General features: G+C 61.5%; 18 protein-coding genes and 1 pseudogene. 7 read left to right on the forward strand and 12 right to left on the reverse strand.

The features are described from left to right. The 4 genes and pseudogenes from E4Q08_RS18280 to E4Q08_RS18300 all read right to left on the reverse strand — a co-directional run. Nucleotides 1–625: pseudogene (locus E4Q08_RS18280) on the reverse strand (reverse transcriptase domain-containing protein); the annotation flags it as partial. Nucleotides 626–1,427: 802 nt separating this feature from the next. Continuing rightward, entirely contained in the window at nucleotides 1,428–1,871 is a 444-nt protein-coding gene (queD, locus tag E4Q08_RS18290; protein ID WP_169071414.1) for a 6-carboxytetrahydropterin synthase QueD, read from the reverse strand. A gap of 187 nt (nucleotides 1,872–2,058) precedes the next feature. After that, nucleotides 2,059–3,297 (reverse strand): HD-GYP domain-containing protein, encoded by a 1,239-nt coding sequence (locus E4Q08_RS18295; RefSeq protein WP_169071415.1) that lies wholly within the window; start codon nucleotides 3,295–3,297, stop codon nucleotides 2,059–2,061. A 31-nt stretch (nucleotides 3,298–3,328) separates the two neighbouring features. Continuing rightward, nucleotides 3,329–3,943 (reverse strand): sensor histidine kinase, encoded by a 615-nt coding sequence (locus E4Q08_RS18300; protein WP_034920138.1) that lies wholly within the window; start codon nucleotides 3,941–3,943, stop codon nucleotides 3,329–3,331. Nucleotides 3,944–4,166: 223 nt separating this feature from the next. On the opposite strand from E4Q08_RS18300, the gene E4Q08_RS18305 reads away from it, so the two are divergent. From E4Q08_RS18305 to E4Q08_RS18330, 6 genes are all read left to right on the forward strand, one after another. Further along, nucleotides 4,167–5,327 carry an acyl-CoA dehydrogenase family protein gene (locus tag E4Q08_RS18305; RefSeq protein ID WP_169071416.1) on the forward strand — a complete coding sequence of 387 codons (1,161 nt, stop codon included), beginning with the start codon at nucleotides 4,167–4,169 and terminating at the stop codon, nucleotides 5,325–5,327. A gap of 130 nt (nucleotides 5,328–5,457) precedes the next feature. After that, entirely contained in the window at nucleotides 5,458–7,092 is a 1,635-nt protein-coding gene (locus tag E4Q08_RS18310) for a methyl-accepting chemotaxis protein (protein ID WP_169071417.1), read from the forward strand. A 70-nt stretch (nucleotides 7,093–7,162) separates the two neighbouring features. Next, complete coding sequence (locus E4Q08_RS18315; RefSeq protein WP_169071418.1) at nucleotides 7,163–8,845, forward strand: glycosyltransferase family protein; 1,683 nt, start codon at nucleotides 7,163–7,165, stop codon at nucleotides 8,843–8,845. 145 nt (nucleotides 8,846–8,990) lie between these two features. After that, nucleotides 8,991–9,761: a methyltransferase domain-containing protein gene (locus E4Q08_RS18320; RefSeq protein ID WP_169071419.1), complete on the forward strand. Its 771-nt coding sequence runs from the start codon at nucleotides 8,991–8,993 to the stop codon at nucleotides 9,759–9,761. A 17-nt stretch (nucleotides 9,762–9,778) separates the two neighbouring features. Next, the gene (locus E4Q08_RS18325) at nucleotides 9,779–10,105 is read left to right on the forward strand and encodes an EamA family transporter (protein ID WP_288131450.1); all 327 of its coding nucleotides are present in this window, start codon (nucleotides 9,779–9,781) and stop codon (nucleotides 10,103–10,105) included. Nucleotides 10,106–10,139: 34 nt separating this feature from the next. After that, nucleotides 10,140–11,189: a glycosyltransferase family 2 protein gene (locus E4Q08_RS18330; protein ID WP_169071420.1), complete on the forward strand. Its 1,050-nt coding sequence runs from the start codon at nucleotides 10,140–10,142 to the stop codon at nucleotides 11,187–11,189. A 39-nt stretch (nucleotides 11,190–11,228) separates the two neighbouring features. Here the strand turns inward: E4Q08_RS18330 and ureG are convergent, their stop codons facing one another. From ureG to mltA, 8 genes are all read right to left on the reverse strand, one after another. Then, the gene (ureG, locus tag E4Q08_RS18335) at nucleotides 11,229–11,885 is read right to left on the reverse strand and encodes an urease accessory protein UreG (protein ID WP_169071421.1); all 657 of its coding nucleotides are present in this window, start codon (nucleotides 11,883–11,885) and stop codon (nucleotides 11,229–11,231) included. A 16-nt stretch (nucleotides 11,886–11,901) separates the two neighbouring features. Continuing rightward, the gene (locus E4Q08_RS18340) at nucleotides 11,902–12,573 is read right to left on the reverse strand and encodes an urease accessory protein UreF (protein ID WP_169071422.1); all 672 of its coding nucleotides are present in this window, start codon (nucleotides 12,571–12,573) and stop codon (nucleotides 11,902–11,904) included. Then, nucleotides 12,570–13,127, reverse strand: a complete 558-nt coding sequence (gene ureE / locus E4Q08_RS18345; protein ID WP_169071423.1) for an urease accessory protein UreE — start codon at nucleotides 13,125–13,127, stop codon at nucleotides 12,570–12,572. The genes E4Q08_RS18340 and ureE overlap by 4 nt, the downstream gene beginning before the upstream one ends. A 2-nt stretch (nucleotides 13,128–13,129) precedes the next feature. Then, on the reverse strand, nucleotides 13,130–14,845 hold the full coding sequence (gene ureC / locus E4Q08_RS18350; protein ID WP_169071424.1) for an urease subunit alpha: 1,716 nt from the start codon (nucleotides 14,843–14,845) through the stop codon (nucleotides 13,130–13,132). A gap of 10 nt (nucleotides 14,846–14,855) precedes the next feature. Then, a complete protein-coding gene (locus E4Q08_RS18355; RefSeq protein ID WP_169071425.1) occupies nucleotides 14,856–15,164 on the reverse strand; it encodes an urease subunit beta in 309 nt (102 codons plus the stop codon). An 11-nt stretch (nucleotides 15,165–15,175) separates the two neighbouring features. Further along, a complete protein-coding gene (locus tag E4Q08_RS18360; protein WP_034916943.1) occupies nucleotides 15,176–15,478 on the reverse strand; it encodes an urease subunit gamma in 303 nt (100 codons plus the stop codon). Nucleotides 15,479–15,534: 56 nt separating this feature from the next. Further along, entirely contained in the window at nucleotides 15,535–16,737 is a 1,203-nt protein-coding gene (locus E4Q08_RS18365; RefSeq protein ID WP_169071426.1) for an ammonium transporter, read from the reverse strand. 178 nt (nucleotides 16,738–16,915) lie between these two features. Beyond that, nucleotides 16,916–18,049 carry a murein transglycosylase A gene (gene mltA / locus E4Q08_RS18370; protein WP_308240168.1) on the reverse strand — a complete coding sequence of 378 codons (1,134 nt, stop codon included), beginning with the start codon at nucleotides 18,047–18,049 and terminating at the stop codon, nucleotides 16,916–16,918. 164 nt (nucleotides 18,050–18,213) lie between these two features. Between mltA and E4Q08_RS18375 the strand changes: the two genes are divergently transcribed. Then, nucleotides 18,214–19,170 carry an ATP-binding protein gene (locus tag E4Q08_RS18375; protein ID WP_169071428.1) on the forward strand — a complete coding sequence of 319 codons (957 nt, stop codon included), beginning with the start codon at nucleotides 18,214–18,216 and terminating at the stop codon, nucleotides 19,168–19,170. Nucleotides 19,171–19,217 lie beyond the last annotated feature (47 nt).

A 19,217-nucleotide genomic window follows, 5' to 3' on the forward strand; every position in this document is an offset into this window, starting at 1 on the left:
CCGACGGGCGACGCTCTTCATAAGCTCAGGGTGCGGAATGCTATCGAAATAGCCGGATAGATCCGCATCGATCACTTGCTGGTGTCCAGTGTTCAATAGACGATGAACCGCTTGTACCGCATCCTGCGCTCCCCGCTCTGCCCGGTACGCGTATTGCTCCGGTTGCAGATCGGCTTCAAAGATGGGTTCCAGCACGAGCATGGCCGCCGTTTGTACCACTCGGTCGGTGATCGTCGGTATGCCCAAGGGGCGCAGCTTGCCGTTCGGCTTGGGAATCCAGACCCGCTTGACCGCTTCCGGTCGGTAGTCTTTCTTCTTCAGCCGTTCCGCCAGTTCCCCAAGCCAGCGTTCTTCTCCATGCTTCGATGTCTTCAAAACGTACGCCATCCACCCCGGCTGCTCCCTGGTTGGCTTTGCAGCTTCGGTAGGCGTGGTCGAGCACGTCCCGTCGATAAATCTTGTCGTACAGGAGGTAGAACCGGTACTCGGGTTCTTCCTTCGCTTTGGCATGTAACGCGGTCCGCAGTTTCTGAACGCTGATCGGAGTTTGCAGGTTGCCCAATCTCGTGTCCCTTCCCGCTTCTTGCGTTGGTCTTGAACTGAGGCCCCTTTCCTCCATCGGCATTACCCGACTTCATCGGTACTACGGGCCTCTCCGCCACCCCATCTCGCCCAGCCTGTCCCTCGCGGGCGTCCGGTTGGTCTTGCGATTGACCACGGGATGGGGCTTCCCGTGTTGCGTCTGCCTTCCTCTTCCACACATGCCGTCACCAATACCCCGGCGGAACCACAGACTGCGTTTCGCTCGCATTCGCCTGTGACATCGGCCTTCCCCGTATTCACGCCGGGTCGGCTTCCGCATCACACTTTTTCGAGGCCTGCTCAGTGTTCAATCAAATTACGGCCCGCATGTTCGCCGAGTTCCTTACAGAACCCTCTACACCAGAGGCTTCAGCCGCTTCGTTACCTCCACGACTGCTCCAGTTGCTACCGGCCGGAGCGAAAGTTGCCGGGCGGGTTTCGCACCCGCTGGAAGACAGCGCCTTTGCACGGCGCACGCGAATGAAAGTGTTGGTCGAAGTGCCTGGTTCGATGGAGATGCGTTGACATCGGTGCACCCACCCCCTCCCCCTTGGTGGGGGAGGTGGGGAGAGGATCATCGTTGCACACGAATTCGTCAAATATTCGTCAAATCCTTGCGAAAGCACATAGCCAGAGCCGTAAGTCTGCTCTGCTGGCATGCGAGGGCATGGACGCCCCCTCTCCCCCAAGCCCTTCCACGGCCCGCGCTGCATCGCGGGCCGGCTGCGGCGGCGCGGAGCAGTGCTCCGCGAAACCCCGCCTTCGCCCCCCGCAAGTCTCCGCAGCACCCTATTCGCTATTCGCTATTCGCTATTCGCTATTCGCTATTCGCTATTCGCTATTCGCTATTCGCGAATCGCTTCCGCCCAGCAATTGGGCGTTTCGTAGAGGCGCAGGCGCTCGAGACGCAAGTGCTTGCCATAGTTGTCCCGATAGACCGCGTCGAGAATCGAGAAGGCTCTCTGCGCAAGGTTTTCAACAGTCGGCACACAATCGAGCAGCACCGTCTTGTGTCCCGACAAGGAGGCCAGAAAGCTCACCACCGGCAGGTCGCCGGCATAGACCAGGAAGGCATGATCCCAGGCATCGACCAGATGCTCGCAGGCCAGGGTCTTGACTTCGGAAAAATCCATCACCATGCCGTTGGCCGGGTCGCCGTCGTGGCGGATGATGTCGCCGGCAAGCGTAATCTCGATCGCATAGCGGTGACCGTGCAGATGCCGACATTGACTCTTGTGGTCAGGTATGCGGTGGCCGGCGTCGAATTCGAGGCGGCGGGTGATCAGCATCGGAAGGGCACCGGAAAAGGACGTCCGATTATAACACCGCCGCTCCCGGCACCTGCGGCGGCGGGACCGGGGAACCGGGGTGTGATTCGGGACCCCAGTCGGCCACCGGAAGTCAATGCCCAAATCCCATGATCAAGCCACCCATTCAGTCAGGTAACGAACATTCCGGTCAGGTCTGATCGGTGCATTACCCCGGCAGATTGGGCAGACCGGACCAGATCGCGCTGAGGTTGCTGAACTTCCATTTCTCCGGGTCTTCGATGTTGACGATCTTGTAGGCAGCATCCGCGTGCGCGAGGTCGATGACGGTCGGCAAGATGCGTTCGTTCGAGCGTGTCGAGAAGAAGACCTTGACCTGTGGGCGGAGCAGCGAGTGACTGCCCTGCTCGGTGACGACGCCGAGTCGGCCACAACTCAGTCGCACCAGCGTGCCGATCGGGTAGATACCGATGGTCTTGACAAAAGCCTGAAAGACCCTGGGTTCGAAATGACCCTTGGTCCATTCGTTCATCCGGCGCAGCGATTCGGCCGGGCACCAGCCGGCCTTGTAGGGCCGATCCGAGGTGATTGCGTCGTACACGTCGCAGACCGCGCCCATTTTGGCAAACAGGCTGATGTCGTCACCTTTCAGGCGTTTCGGGTAGCCGGAACCATCGGTCTTTTCGTGGTGGTGAAGGACCACATCCAGCGCGATCGCGTCGGCGCCGTGGCCCTCGAGCAATATCTGGTGGCCTTTTTCCGGATGCGATTTCACGAGAGTGAACTCCGCGTCGGTCAGTCTGCCCGGCTTGTTGAGGATCGCGGTCGGGATCAACGCCTTGCCGAGGTCGTGCAACAGCCCCGCCAGGCCGGCAGACTGCGTCTGCTGTGGATCGAGGCCAAGCTGTCTGGCAAGGGTAACCATCAACCCGCAGACAGCCACCGAATGCATGTACGTGTAATTGTCAGCAGTCTTCAGGCGCGCGATGCTGACCAGGGCGCCTGGGTTGCGGCTCATCGAGTCCGAAATTTCATCGACCAGTCGTTGCGCGCCCACGCTATCGATCGCCTTGCCCATGCGCGCTTCTCCGAACATCGCGGTGATTGCCTCCCGCGACCTGGTGACGATCCTGGCCGCGCGGGCAAATTCGACCCCACTGCTGACGGATGCAGTCTCACGTTTCTTGCTGGCCGTGCTGGCCAGTTCAATATCGACCTCGGCCACGGACTCGGCGACCGCGACCGGCGAATCATCGGGCGCCAGATCCAGTCCCTTTGCGCAATCAATCCAGACCTCGGTGATGCTGCTCGCGCGAATACTGGCGAGATCCTTCGGATCGGTGATGACGAATGCCGAGCGCCAGAACGGATGTTCCATCCAGGAACCGCAGAAGTCCTTGAGGTACATCCCCAGGGTGAGCTGTTGGACACTGATTCGCTTGAGCATGAAGTCTCCTGACAGAGGGAATTCGATGACACTACTTCGGCAGCAGCAGACGAAAAACCGCACCACCGGCATTTTCAAGCCGGATTTCGCCCTGCTGGCCGGCGTTCTCGTGCATTTCTGCAATGCGTCTGGCCAGCCGGAGGCCGAGTCCGGTACCGTTCCTGGTGACCGGCGTCGCCGCGCCGGTCACATCTTCGAGCACCTCCTGGCGATAACCGTTGCCATCATCGCGAACCAGGAACTCGAGAAAACCGCCACGTTCGGCAACCTCGATAACGATGCGCGCCCGCGCATGCCGCCCGGCGTTGTGCACGGCGTTGGCCAGCACCATGCGCACGACGGCTTCGTCGTAGAACCACAGTGTCGGCGCCTGCGAACAATCGAGGTCAACGGGACAGCCTCCCTGGACGATGGCATCCTCGACAAACTCTGCGGCAAGATCGGCCGGAGCGTGCGCGTCAATGTCCAGGGTGAGGCTGCCGACGTCCGAGCGGTAATAGGTGAGTAGCCGTGTCAGCGTATTCGACGCCTCGATGGTCTCGCGCAGGGTATCTACGTCGCCTCTGGCTTCGGCGCGACCGGCCAGTTTGGCGAGGCGGTTCTTGACATCGTGCAGAGTCAGGGCAGCGATTTCAGCGAAGCTCATGAGGTGGACTCCAGGGAAAACTTGCGCTGCTCCTGGCAGCGATGCCGGCGATCACGATTCGGAATCGACGAATCATTTCAAATCGGAAAGATGCGATTGTCCGGGCTAACTCCACATCGAGCAATGCCCTCGTGATCGTTTCCGCGTGCTTTGTGTATAGTGTGCCAGGCAAGCATTCCAGCGGCAGGCATCCGCATGCAGATTTCATGGCAAGGAGGGCGCAATGCTCAGTACCGATGACAATCACCAGGAGATTCGCGACGCCATCCGCGACCTCTGCCGCAACTTCCCGGACGAGTATTTCCGCAGGATCGACGAGCAGCGCGCTTATCCCGAGGCCTTCGCCGCCGCGCTGATCGGTGCTGGCTGGCTGGCGGCAATGATTCCCGAGGAGTACGGCGGCTCCGGCCTGGGGCTGACCGCGGCGAGCGTGATCATGGAAGAGATCAACCGTTGCGGTGGCAATTCCGGCGCCGTGCATGGCCAGATGTATAACATGGGTACGCTGCTGCGGCACGGCAGCCCGGCGCAGAAGGAACAATACCTGCCGGCGATTGCCGCCGGGAAACTCCGCATCCAGTCGATGGCGGTGACCGAGCCGAGCACCGGTTCCGATACGACGAAGATCAGGACTACCGCCGAAAGGAAGGATGGCCGTTATCTGGTCAATGGCCAGAAGGTCTGGATTTCGCGCGTGCAGCACTCGGATCTGATGATCCTGCTGGCACGCACCACAGCGCTCGCCGAGGTGAAAAGGAAATCCGAAGGGATGTCGATCTTCATCGTCGACCTGCATGACGCCATCGGCCACGGTCTCTCGGTGCGACCGATCGCCAACATGGTCAACCACGAGACCAACGAACTGTTCTTCGATAATCTCGAAATCCCCGCAGAGAACCTGATCGGTGACGAGGGCCAGGGCTTCCGCTACCTGCTCGACGGACTCAATGCCGAACGGGCCTTGATCGCCGCAGAATGCATCGGTGATGGCTACTGGTTCATCGATCGCGCGACGCGCTACGCCGGCGAGCGCATCGTTTTCGACCGGCCGATCGGCATGAACCAGGGGGTGCAGTTCCCGATCGCCGAGGCCCTGATCGAGATCGAGGCGGCCAACCTGATGCGTTTCCAGGCCTGCACGCTGTTCGACGCGCAGCAAGCCTGCGGCGCGCAGGCCAACATGGCCAAGTACCTCGCTGCCAAGGCCTCCTGGGAGGCGGCCAACGTCTGTCTGCAGACCCACGGCGGCTTCGGTTTCGCCAGCGAATACGACATCGAGCGCAAGTTCCGCGAAACGCGCCTGTATCAGGTCGCACCGATCTCGACCAACCTGATCTTCGCCTACGTCGCCGAGCATCTGCTCGGGCTGCCACGCTCGTTCTGAGCGCTGGAGGATATCGCCATGCCTCCCTCGAGGAGGCTTGCCATGCGAATACAAACTCGTGCTTGTTGAATCGGCAATACTTAGGCATCATCCACAGCCATATCACCATCATCCACGCACCGTTCACGCCATGCGAAACAACCAACCCGTTACCAGGATTGAAACGGTCCTTCCCGAAGGCGAGTTCATCTACTCGCGCACTGACCTCAAGGGGGTGATCGAGGAAGCGAACGAGGCTTTTGCCGCCATCAGTGGCTATACCCGCGAGGAAATGACCGGGCAACCGCACAATATGGTCCGTCACCCGGATATGCCGGAAGCCGCTTTCGCTGACCTCTGGACCGACCTCAAGGCGGGTCGACCATGGCGTGGCCTGGTCAAGAACCGTCGCAAGGACGGCGGTTTTTACTGGGTGGTCGCAAATGCATCGCCGGTTCGTGAAAATGGCCAGATAGTCGGCTACCAGTCGGTGCGCGCACGCCCGAGTCGCCAGGAGATCGCGGCAGCCGAGGAGGCTTATCGACGGATCCGCAAGGGCGACCGCTCCCTACGCATCCGGCACGGTCGGGTAGAACGTGTGCTGCCTGTGGTGGTCGATTGGTTCGCCAGCTTGCCGACGCAAATGCTCCTCATGGGCCTGCTGGCGGTGCTTCCCGGGGTCCTGGAGCTGACCGCGGAATTGATCGGCGGGCGACCGCTGGGGCATGTGCAAACCCTCTTGACCGCTGTTGCCGCGCTTTATGCCTTGTTCTTCCTGTTCTGGGTGACACCACGGGTGTTGCGCGATCTCCAGGCCACGGCCAATCATCTCGATTCGGTGCTGTCAACCGGCGATCTCAAGACACGACTCGACATTCCCCGTCGCGACATCGTCGGGCGCATTGCCCACCTGGCCGACAAGTTTGTTGCCGCGGTGCAGGCCACGGTCCAGGGTATGGCGGACACCGCCAAACAGGTCAACGCCGCCAATAACCAGGTGCGTGCCGGCGTGCTGAACGTCAACCAGTCGGCGATCGTGCAAAGCGACGCCACCTCGGCTTCGGCGGCAGCCGTCGAGGAGGTGACGGTGTCGATTGGCGAAGTGGCGGCGCATGCCGCCAGCACCGAGGCGGCGGCCCACAAGGCCGGTGAGGTCGCGCAAGCCGGCGAAGAGCTGTCGCTACGCGCCAGCCAGACCATTCTTGCGCTGGCCGAAACGGTGAAAGCGTCGGCACAGCAGGTGGAGTCGCTGGGCCAGCGCTCGGAGGAAATCAGCCGCATCGTCGCCGTCATCAAGGAAGTGGCCGACCAGACCAATCTCCTGGCACTGAACGCCGCGATCGAGGCAGCACGGGCGGGGGAGGCTGGACGCGGCTTTTCGGTCGTCGCCGACGAGGTGCGCAAACTCGCGGAGCGGACAGGCAAGGCAACCCACGAAATCAGCTGCATGATCGGCAGTATCCAGAATGAAACCAAACAGGCGGTGGAGTGCATGCGCAACGGCGCGAACGAGGTCGATGAGAGCGTCCGTCTGGTTCAGGAAGCCCGCCAGGCCCTGTGTGGCATCAACGAGCAGATGCGGACCACGGTGAGGATGGTGAGCGAAATCACGCACTCCTCAAGCGAGCAGCGGGCAGCCATGACCGAACTTGCGCAAAATGTCGAGCGCGTTGCCTCGATGACCGAGCAGAACGTATCGGTGACCAGAGAAGCCGGAGCAATGGTCGACGTGCTGACCGCAACGGTGACCCGCATGCGCAAGGCGGTTGGGCAATATCAGGTGTAATACCTCTCATCAGACCAGGCTCAGGTTCGCGACCTGCTAGCCGTTGTCGCTCCGGGCGTCGCAACCAGGATTGACTGCGGCTGCAATCGTCAGCGATACTCATACTTTGGTGCTGGATTTCCTGTCCTGTGAGTTTTCTGATTCACCTATCGGTCATGACTTTTCCAGGCGCCCTGATCATGAAGGTCAGGACCGTTTCCCTCTCCCCCGACCACTCCTCACCCGCGAGGGGAGATCCATGGAGAAATACAAAATCAACAGTCTGCCAGTAGCTGCCGAGAACTGTCCAAAACCACTCGCGCTGGCGAGCGCGTGCCTGCTGCTGATTGCCGGTTTCTCGGCGTGGGTTGGTACCCCCGCACTGGCGATGCTCCAGCTTCTCGTGTCACTGCCCCCACAACAAACATGGCTGATCTCCATCGTTCTTGGTGTTCTGGCCCTCGTCCTCTTATGGCGAATGCGACATCGCATCGCCGAGTTCGTCAGCAAATGTGCGTCGTTTTCGGCAAAAACTGACGAACGCTACTGGGCTCTGGCGTGTTGCATCCTTGGTGTGCTTTTACGTTTGGCGTGGGCTCTGGCCTTTCACGGTGAACCCGTATCAGATGGTGCCGTCTATATCAAACTTGCGAGGCGTTTGCTTGCTGGGCAATCCTACGCGATCGGAGATAATCGCGCCTATTGGCCTCCAGGCTATCCCTTCTTTCTTCTGCCTTGGCTGGCCACCTTCGCAAACGTCAGGGTTGCCATCCTGGTCAGCAATGTGTTTCTCTTCCTGGCCGGTGCGATGGGTGTGCGCGCCTTGGCGCTCCGCCTGGCTGGGCCAGCCGGTTCACGCATGGCAATATGGTTGTTCGCGGTCTGGCCGAACCTGGTGACGCATGCCAGCGTTCCCGGCAAGGAGGTGATTCTAGCGGCTCTGTTGCCATGGGTGCTTTGGCTGGCCATCCGAGGTGACGACGGTGTCCACTGGCGGCCTGCTTGGCAAATGGTTTGCGGCCTCTTCATTGGCGCAATCACGCTGGTGCAACCCGCGATGCAACTATTTCCCGCGGTCATCTTGATCTTCTGGGTGTTCGCGACACGCCGGCTCTGGCAAGCCTTATTGGGAACCTGCGCACTATTGATCGGTATGGCTGCCGTCATTTCCCCCTGGACGGTGCGCAATTACGAGGTATTTGGTCAGTTCGTGCTGGTGTCTACCAATGGAGGTTTTGGTCTCTATGGAGCCAACAACCCTCGCGCCAACGGCGGCTACTACGAATACTGGAGCGACGAGCCTGTATTCCAGATGGCCGAGCTGGAAGCCGACCAGGAAGCGAAACGTCTGGCCCTTGCCTGGATTCAGGCACATCCCCTGGACTTTGCGATTCTGGCGACCAAGAAGAGTGCGCGCTTTATGGGTGACGATGCCGAGGGTGCCTACTATAGTATCAAGCGCGTCCGCGCCGAAGCGCCAAGCTGGGTCTATCCACTGGCCAAGGCCTTGTCAAACGCTTGGTGGCTGGCCTTCTGGGCGCTGATCCTGGCCTCCACGATGGAACTGCTCCGCCGGCCAGTGCCCTTTACCCTGAATGAAGTGTTGCTGGTAATGAGCTTTGCTTATTCGTTCCTGATGCATATGATAGTCGAGAGTTCAGGCCGATACCACATTCTGCAGCTTGGCATTTTGTGCGTTCTATTACCGATACTGGGCCAAGCGGTAAGCCGACCCAGGCTGCCGAGCAACGATGCCCGTGTCCCTGCCACCTAACGGTCATGACTTTTCCAGGCACCCCCCGATCATGAAAGTCATGACCGTTTCCCTCTCCCCAACCCCTCCCCCGCAAGTGGGGAGGGGAGGTTCGTGAGTCGCTGACGCGACTTTCACATTAATTCGGCAACAGGAAGAATCCAACATGACTACTCCCAGCCCTGATGCAGCGCATGTCTACGATACCCTGTTCTATAAATATCAGCGCGAAGGTGCCGCCAGATCGGCGCTCGGTGTGCTGCCGCTCGTGATCGGCCCCTTGCGCTTGCGCAGCGTTCTTGACGTTGGCTGCGGTGCAGCAGCCTGGCTGGCAGGGTATCGCGAGCTGGGTGTGCCGGATTTGTTTGGAGTGGATGGCGACTACGTAGATCGCAACATGTTGTTGATCGATACGGATCGCTTTATTCCGAAGGACATCACCAAATCGTTCGACCTGGGACGGCAATTCGACCTGGTCCAATGCCTGGAGGTTGCCGAGCACGTCCCGAGGCAAACCAGCGACCAACTGATCGACAACATTACGAGACACGGCAAGCGGGTACTGTTTTCCGCCGCGGTGCCGGGGCAAGGTGGTGAAAACCATATCAACGAGCAACCTTATAGTTTCTGGCGCGACCTTTTCGAGGCGCGCGGTTTTTCCTTGTTCGATTTTGTTCGGCCCCGGATTGTCGGTAATCCGTCGATTGAGACCTGGTACCGCTATAACATCCTATTCTTTGCGCACCAGTCGGTTGTACCGGATCTTCCGGCGGAAATTGTCGCCCACCGCATCTCCCCATCTGCCGCGATAGCGGACTATTCGCCCATCAGCTATCGCCTGCGCAAGATGATCCTGCGTTCACTGCCCGAGCATGCGGTATCCAAGCTGGCGGTGATGAAACACAAGCGTGCGGTTCGTGCGCTCGCCCAGCGGTGAGTTCGCCGCATGCTGGAGTGCTGATCGCGTTGCTGTCCGGCACCCTGTGCGCAGCCGCAGGCCAGATGCTTTTCAAGGTGGGTGCGACTGGGCGGGAGTCCTTGGAGTCATTCTTCAATCACTGGATCTTGTCGGGCTTGGCCTTGTACGGTCTCGGCACGCTGCTTTGGATATTTGCGTTGTCCCGCTTGCCTTTGACCGTCGTCTATCCATTCACGGCACTGACCTTTGTCCTGGTGTACCTGGGTGGGGTTCTGGTGCTTGGCGAACAAACTTCGCTGCGAGCGGTGTCGGGCGTGCTGTTGGTAATGCTTGGGCTGTACCTGATCTCCTCCGCACCCTGACACAGCCGCAAGCCATATTCTGAAGGTGACCTAGATGACTGTTCCATGCGCTGATGCCGTTCCCGTCCTGGCACTGGTGGTGCCTTGCTACAACGAACAGGAGGTGTTCCCTGAAACTCTTAAGCAGCTGCGAGCACTGCTTGCCGGCCTGGTCGCCGCCGGCCAGGTGCGGGCGGAAAGTCGAATCTGGTTTGTCGACGATGGCAGTCGCGATGCCACCTGGTCACTCATCGAATCCGCGGCACGTGATCCGAGCACCTTGGTCTGTGGCATCAAGCTTTCCCGCAACCAGGGGCATCAATTTGCGTTGTTGGCCGGGCTGATGCATGCCCGTGGCGACATTCTGGTCAGTCTGGATGCTGATCTCCAGGACGATCTGGCCGTCATCCCACAAATGATCGAGCACTACCGGGATGGGGCAGACATCGTCTATGGCGTGCGGTCGGCGCGTACCACCGATACTCTCTTCAAACGCCTTAGCGCCGAAGCCTATTACAAACTCCTTCGTCGCATGGGCGTGGAAATGGTGTTCAATCATGCCGACTACCGCTTGATGAGTCGCCGCGCCATTGAGTCCCTACGGCGATACGAAGAGAGCAACCTCTTTCTGCGCGGCCTGATTCCTCTGCTCGGCTATCGCAGTGCCAAGGTCGAATACGCGCGCGCTGTACGCTTTGCCGGCGAATCCAAGTACCCGCTGCGGCGCATGATCGCCCTGGCCTGGCAGGGGGTAACATCGTTCTCTGCCGTTCCATTGCGGACCATCACTGCACTAGGGCTGCTGGTCTCTTTGCTGAGTGTCGGAATGGGACTGTGGGCGCTCGGTGTGCGTTTGCTCAGCGACAGCGCCGTGCCGGGATGGGCATCGATCGTGATTCCACAGTTCTTGCTGTCGGGTGTGCAACTGCTCTCTCTGGGCGTCATCGGTGAGTACCTGGCCAAGATATTTCACGAAACCAAGCGAAGGCCCCGGTATTTGATAGACACCATCGTTGGTTCGGCCAGGGCGGAGGGGGGACAGGACGAGTGGGACTCCGTGGAAAAGGGTACCCGCGGGGGGCATATGCCGGCAGCACACCCCTGACCAGGATTTCAAGATGATCCACGCCGTATCTGCAACGGATCACAGACCAGAACCCATCGCGGTCTGATTGGCGCTTTCGGTCTTCATTTGGAACAGCCCGTTCGATTCGATGAAGGCAATGATCTCGGTCAACCCCTGCCCCGTCTTCATGTTGCTGAAGACGAAAGGTTGCTCGCCGCGCATGCGTCGGCTGTCGCGCTCCATCACCTCCAGCGAAGCGCCAACCAGCGGTGCCAGATCGGTCTTGTTGATCACCAGGAGGTCGGACTTGGTGATCCCCGGCCCGCCCTTGCGCGGGATCTTGTCACCGGCGGCGACGTCGATGACATAGATCGTCAGGTCGGAGAGTTCCGGGCTGAAGGTCGCCGCGAGGTTGTCGCCGCCGGATTCGACGAGAACGATCTCGATGTCCGGGAAAGTCGCCGTCAAGCGGGCGACGGCTTCGAGGTTGATCGAGGCATCCTCGCGAATCGCGGTATGCGGACAACCGCCGGTTTCGACACCGAGGATGCGTTCCTGCGGCAACGCCGCGTGCTGTACCAGGAACTTCGCGTCTTCGGCGGTGTAGATGTCGTTGGTCACCACGCCGAGGCTGTACCGGTCGCGCAGCGCCAGGCACAGTGCCAGGGTGAGTGCAGTCTTGCCGGAGCCGACCGGGCCTCCGATGCCGATGCGCAGGGCGGGACGTCGATGCATGTGAATTCGCTTTCTCTCAGGATCGGAAAAGTCTCGAATACTGGGTTTCGTGGCGGCTCGACGCCAGGGCCAGACCGGGAGCAAAGTTGCTCCAGCGCTCTTCGGGCAGTTCGAGCGCCTGCTGCACTACCGCTGGCAAGCGGCCACCCAGAGCCAGGAGGATGCGCTGCCCGGCAGCCTGGCCGAGCGGCACAGCCTTGAGCGCCGCCATCATCTGGTTCTCGCACCAGGACCATAGATAAGCGGTCAGTGAATCGACGACGGCGATTTCCCAGGCGGCAGCGGCCAGCGCCCAGCCGACCGGGAAAGAGACTTCGGGGAGCGCATCGAAGACTTCTGGCAGCGCGAAATCGTCCAGCTCGTGCAGCAGGCGACGCAGCGAATAGCCCATCTGCACGGTCTCGGCACGCAGCTCGGAGGACTCGCGGCTGGCCAGGAAATCGGCGTTGAGGCGCTCGACTTCGCGCTCCTCAGCGGCGGCCCAGGCCCGCTGCAGGCAGGCGGTCAGCGGTGCTTCAAAGCGCCCGACGCCGTGTTCGAGCAAGCCGGTGATCCATTCCAGTGCCGTCGCCTGATCGTGCACCAGGCCGGCTTCGACAGCCCATTCGAGCCCTTGCGAATAAGTGTAGGCTCCCACCGGCAGTGCCGGGCTGGCGAGCTGCAGCAGGCGAGGCAGAGCAAGACTCACCTGAATTCGTGAATTTTCGCCGGCGAGCGATGCGGGCCGTGGCCGGGATGGTGCGCATCGCTCGTCGCTCCGGGACGCTCCAGGCGGTAATCATGGCCGTCGTGACCGCCCGCGTGCGCGTCGCCGTGCGCATGCGCGCCATACGCCCCCCCTTCCGGATCGAATGGCGCCTCGACCTCGCTGACCACACAACCGAGACCCAGCAACATTTCGGCGAGAACGTGATCCGCCTGAATAAGCAGGCTGCGCTCGCCAAGCTGCACCGGCACATGCCGGTTGCCGAGATGATAGGCGGCGCGGATCAATTGCAGGGGGTCACCGGCGCAGACTTCGAGCAGCGCTTCCGGCGCAGCCTCGACGGCGACCACGCGGCCATTGCCGGTAAGCAATCGGTCGCCATGGCGCAGCACAGTACCGGCCGGAAAGACATAGCCCATCTCCTCGCCGCTGGCCAGGGTGACGCGCTGCCGGCTCTTGCGGCGGGCGTCGTACGGCAATACCAGGCGGTCACAGGCGGGCGTCTCGCGGTCGGCGAAGGATTCGGCAAACAGCATGCTCAGAACAGAAAGTAACGCTGCGCCATCGGCAGCACGCTGGCCGGTTCGCAGATCAGCAGTTCGCCGTCGGCGCGAACGGCGTAGGTTTCAGGATCGACTTCGATCTTCGGCGTCGCGGCGTTGTGGATCATGTCGGACTTGCAGAGTGTGCGCGTCTGGCGAACGGCAAAGAGCGGCTTGGCGAGTCGCAGCGCGACGAGTTCCGGATGCTCGAGCGCCGCCTGCGAAACGAAGGTCACCGAGGTCTTGCGCGCACCGCCGAAAGCCCCGAACATCGGCCGATAGTGCACCGGCTGCGGCGTCGGGATCGAGGCGTTGGCGTCGCCCATCGCAGCCGCAGCGATCATTCCGCCCTTGAGGATCAAGGATGGCTTGACGCCGAAGAAAGCCGGTTTCCAGAGCACCAGATCGGCGAGCTTGCCGACCTCGATCGAGCCAACGAGATCGCTGATGCCGTGCGTGATCGCCGGATTGATGGTGTACTTGGCGAGGTAGCGCTTGACACGGAAGTTGTCGTGCGTGGCCTCACTTTGCCCAGTCGGCGGCGGCAGCTGGCCGCGCTGTACTTTCATCTTGTGCGCTGTCTGCCAGGTACGGATGATCACTTCGCCGACGCGTCCCATCGCCTGCGAATCCGACGACATCATCGACAGCGCACCGAGGTCGTGCAGGAGGTCTTCGGCGGCGATTGTCTCGCGGCGGATGCGGCTTTCGGCGAAAGCGACGTCCTCGGCGATCGCCGGGTCGAGGTGGTGGCACACCATCAGCATGTCGAGATGCTCATCGATGGTATTCACCGTGTACGGCCGCGTCGGGTTGGTCGACGAAGGCAGGACATTGGCCTCGCCGACGGCACGCAGGATGTCGGGCGCATGCCCGCCACCGGCACCCTCGGTATGAAAGGTGTGGATGGTGCGCCCCTTGAAGGCGGCGAGCGTCGTTTCGACGAAGCCGGATTCGTTGAGTGTGTCGGTGTGGATCGCCACCTGCACGTCCATCTCGTCGGCCACCGCCAGGCAATTGTCGATCGCCGCCGGGGTGGTCCCCCAGTCCTCGTGCAGCTTGAGACCGATGGCACCGGCGCGCACCTGTTCGCGCAGCGGTTCCGGCAGCGAGACGTTGCCCTTGCCGAAGAAACCGAGGTTCATCGGGAAAGCGTCGGCCGCTTCGAGCATGCGCTGGATGTGCCAGGGTCCCGGCGTACAGGTCGTGGCGTAGGTACCGGTGGCCGGTCCGGTGCCACCGCCGAGCATGGTCGTCACCCCCGACATCAGTGCTGCATCGATCTGCTGCGGGCAGATGAAATGGATGTGGCTGTCGATGCCGCCGGCGGTGACGATCATTCCCTCGCCGGCGATGATCTCGGTGCCGCCGCCGATAGGGATGGTCACGCCCGGCTGGATGTCCGGATTGCCGGCCTTGCCGATGCCGGCGATGCGGCCGCCCTTGATGGCGATGTCGGCCTTGACGATTCCCCAGTGGTCGACGATCAGCGCATTGGTGATCACCGTGTCGGCGACTTCGGCAGCCGACTTCTGGCCTTGCCCCATGCCGTCTCGGATCACCTTGCCACCGCCGAACTTGACTTCCTCACCGTAGATCGTGAAATCGTCCTCGACGGCGATCCATAGCTCGGTGTCGGCGAGACGTATGCGGTCGCCGACAGTTGGACCGAACATTTCGGCGTAGGCCTGCCGCGAGATTTTGACGCTCATGACCGAATCCTCATGGTAATTCCCCCATCACTAGGGCCTGGAAGCCATAGACTCGGCGCTCGCCGGCCAGCGCCACCAGTTGCACGCTGCGCGTCTGACCGGGTTCGAAGCGCACTGCGGTACCGGCGGCAATGTCGAGGCGGAAACCGCAGGCCGCGACGCGGTCGAAAGCCAGCGCGGCATTGGTCTCGGCAAAGTGGTAATGCGAGCCGACCTGAATCGGCCGGTCACCGGTATTGGCGACGCTCAGGCGGATCGTTGTACGGCCGGCGTTGCCCTCGATCTCGCCGGCCTCGATTCGCATTTCTCCGGGAATCATCGTTCAGGTCCTCAAATGATCGGGTGATGTACGGTGACCAGCTTGGTGCCGTCCGGGAATGTGGCTTCGACCTGGATGTCGTGGATCATTTCCGGCACGCCTTCCATCACCTCGCTACGACTCAACAGCGTCGTGCCGTAACTCATCAGCTCGGCAACCGTGCGACCATCGCGAGCACCTTCGACGATCGCGGCGCTGATCAGTGCCACAGCTTCCGGGTAGTTGAGCTTCAGACCACGCGCCCGACGTCGTTCGGCGAGCAGCGCGGCAGTGAAGATCAACAGCTTGTCCTTTTCTCTTGGCGTCAATTCCATGCGTCTTCCTTCTTGCCTTGCTCGCGAGGCGGCTGGGGAATACCGTTCGCGAGCAATTACCAGTTGGGCTCCCGTTCAGGCGTTGCCGTGATCTTGTGGATCGAGAGGTCGGCACCATTGTATTCCTGTTCCTGATCGAGACGCAGGCCGACGGATGCTTTGAGGAGGCCATACACCAGGCAACTGCCGACCAGGGCAATGGCGATGGCCAGTCCGGTCATCAGCAGTTGCGGCATGAAGGAGACGCCACCGACACCGCCGAGCGCCCGGCTGCCGAAGATGCCGGCGGCGATGCCGCCCCAGGCGCCGCAAAGACCATGCAGAGGCCAGACACCGAGGACGTCGTCGATCTTCCAGCGGTTCTGGGTCAGAGTGAACATCATCACGAACAAGCCGCCGGCGACACTGCCGACGAACAGTGCTCCGATCGGGTGCATCACGTCGGAGCCGGCACAGACCGCAACCAGACCGGCGAGTGGACCGTTGTGCACGAAGCCAGGGTCGTTCCTGCCCGCCACCAGGGCAACCAGGGTACCGCCGACCATCGCCATCAGTGAGTTCATTGCCACCAGGCCGGAGATCTTGTCGATGGTCTGCGCGCTCATGACGTTGAAGCCGAACCAGCCGACGGTCAGAATCCAGGCGCCAAGCGCCAGAAACGGGATCGACGACGGCGGGTGCGCGGAAATCCGCCCTTCCTTGGTGTAACGCCCATGGCGCGCGCCGAGCAGCAATACTGCCGGCAGGGCGATCCAGCCACCCATCGCATGCACCACGACCGAACCCGCGAAGTCGTGGAATTCCTCGCCATAGTGGGCTTTCAGCCAGGCCTGGAGGCCGAAGGCCTGGTTCCAGGCGATGCCTTCAAAGAAGGGGTAGATGAAGCCAACGATCAGAAAGGTCGCGGTCAGTTGCGGGTAAAACCTGGCCCGCTCGGCAATGCCACCCGAAACGATCGCCGGGATTGCTGCCGCAAAGGTAAGCAGGAAGAAGAACCGTGTCAGTTCGAAGCCGTTTTTCTGCAGCAGCGTCTCGGCGCCGGCGAAGAAATGGATGCCGTAGGCGATGCTGTAACCGATGAAGAAATAGGCGATCGTCGAAACCGAGAAATCGGTCAGAATCTTCACCAGCGCGTTGACCTGGCTCTTCTTGCGTACCGTTCCCAGTTCGAGAAAGGCAAAGCCCGAATGCATCGCCAGAACCATGATGCCACCGAGCAAGATGAAGAGAACGTCACTACCAGACTTGAGTACTTCCATGGCTCCTCCGGAAAATCGGGTCGAAGCCATCAAGCAATTTCTATTCCATGGTCAGGCAACGCCTGGATTCAATGACTTGCGCCAATTCCCGGCAAGCTCATTGCACCACTATGGTGCGGGAATTCTCTTTGATGCACCGTAACGGGGATCTGATGCACCAGCTTGCACCATGTTTGGCCTATTTTGGTGCGGCGCCCGGCGGCAGGAGTACCCACATCTGTCCTTGCTGTTTCATGCGACCGGCCTGATTGCCGGCTTGCGCACCGAAGCCCCAGAATAGATCGGCGCGCACGACGCCGCGAATCGCGCCGCCGGTATCCTGTGCCAGAACGAGACGGCGCAGCGGTGTTGTCGAATCGGGCTGGCTGGTCGACAGGAAGACGGGCGCGCCGAGTGGCGCATAGCGGGGGTCGACGGCGATGCTACGTTCCGGGGTTAGCGCTACGCCGAGAGCGCCGCTCGGGCCGTCACTGCCATTGATCGGCTGTTCGCGAAAGAACACATAACTCGGGTTGGCGTTCAGGAGGTCGTTGACCCGGCCCGGATTGGCGCGCGCCCATTGCTTGATGCCTGCCATCGAAGCCTGTTCGAGGCTCAACTCGCCGCGATCGACGAGCACCCGCCCGATCGACTGATAGGGGTGGCCATTCTGGTCGGCGTACGCCAGGCGTACCGTTTGGCCATCGGGCAGCCTGACGCGCCCGGAGCCCTGCACCTGCAGAAAGAACAGTTCAACGGGGTCGTCGACGTACAGCAGGACGCGGTCGAGGTAGTCCTTTTCATGGGCGGTGATTTCCGCACGTGAAAAATAGGGAACCACCCTGTTGCCTTGCAGGCGGCCGCGCAGGCGCATGTTCTTCAGATCCGGCAGAACCGCGCCGAGGTCGATGTTCAGTAGATCGGGCGGCACGCCGAGCACCGGCTGCAGAAAGGGCTTGGCACGCGTCCGCGCGCCGTGCAGCAGCGGTTCGTAGTAGCCGGTGATCAGCCCACTCGTCGTGGCGTCGGGATTGGTCAATAGCCAGGGCTGGAAACGCGACTCGAAGAAGCGGCGGATGCCTGCCGTCGCCGCTCCGTTCAGACCGCGCGCCTCGTCACAGACCGCTTGCCATTGCGGCCACTGCGGCCGCTTGGCGAGCGCACGGCACGATTGCAGGAAAGCCGGCCAGGCGGCAGCCAGGTCATCGTCGTTCCAGCCCGGCAGATCGCTCCAGCGCGCGGCCTGTAACGGCTTGGCGGCGGGCTGGGGCGTGCTCGCCGGCCCGGCCGCGGCGCAGGGTGGACAGGCTGGGCAACTGGGGGGGCGCAGCACAGGAGGCGCCGCTCGGCGCAAGCGTCCCACAAGCGCTGAGCAACACCGCAAGCAGTGCGGTGACGACGACGAAGAAAGACCGTGATTGGCTTTTGTGCATGGTTTGGCTAGAGTGTCGGGTTCGTCAACCTCTGAAGTATACTGGTCATGCTGTCCTCTGTCCGATGATCGACTCTTTCCGACAAATTGCGCGTTTCCTCGTCCGCGCCGAGCAGTTCCTCGATCGTCTCGAGCCCTTGCTGCCGCCTGCGTCACCGTTTCCGGACTGGGCTGCGGCCTGCGCTTTCCGCTGGCGAACCCGCCGCGGCGCAGGTTTTCTGCAGCCGATCACGCGCCTGCCCGTGATCAGGCTCGGCGACCTGCAGGACATTGACGAGCAGAAAGCGCGCATCGACGCCAACACGCGCCACTTCGTCGCCGGCCAGCCGGCCAACAATGTACTGCTCACCGGTGCGCGCGGATCGGGCAAGTCATCGCTGATCAAGGCGCTGCTCAACGAATACGCACCGCAAGGACTGCGCGTGATCGAGGTGGAAAAGGGCGACCTGACCGATCTGCCGGATATCGTTGAACTGATCGATGGACGCCCGGAGCGCTTCATCGTCTTCTGCGATGATCTTTCCTTTGACTCCGGCGATGCACGCTACAAGGCGCTGAAGGTCGTTCTCGACGGTTCGATCGCCGCGGCGCCCGAGAATGTGCTGATCTACGCCACGTCGAACCGGCGGCATCTGATGCCCGAATATTTTGCCGAAAACCTGGAGAGCCGGCGCGTCGGTGAGGAAATTCATCCCGGCGAAGCGATCGAGGAAAAGATTTCGCTGTCCGAGCGCTTCGGTCTGTGGATTTCCTTCTATCCATTCGACCAGGAGGCCTATCTCAAGATCGTGGCGCATTGGCTGCAGTCCTTTGGCTGCGCCCGCGACGAGATCGTTCGTGCCGAGCGCGATGCGCTCAACTGGGCGCTCGAACGCGGTTCGCGCAGCGGACGCGTCGCCTGGCAGTTCGCCAGGGACTGGGCCGGCCGGCAACTCGCTGTGCCGGATCGCCAGAGGCGACCGCGCAGCGCGCCGTCCACCTCGCCAACGACCGCGCGCAAGCGCTCGCGGAATGTCGCTTGAGCCGCCGCAGGGGGGCGATTAAGCGCCCGATGACCCAGGTGACCGAA

Source organism: Candidatus Accumulibacter contiguus (assembly GCF_012940005.1).
In the GTDB taxonomy this organism is placed as follows: Bacteria; Pseudomonadota; Gammaproteobacteria; order Burkholderiales; family Rhodocyclaceae; genus Accumulibacter; species Accumulibacter contiguus.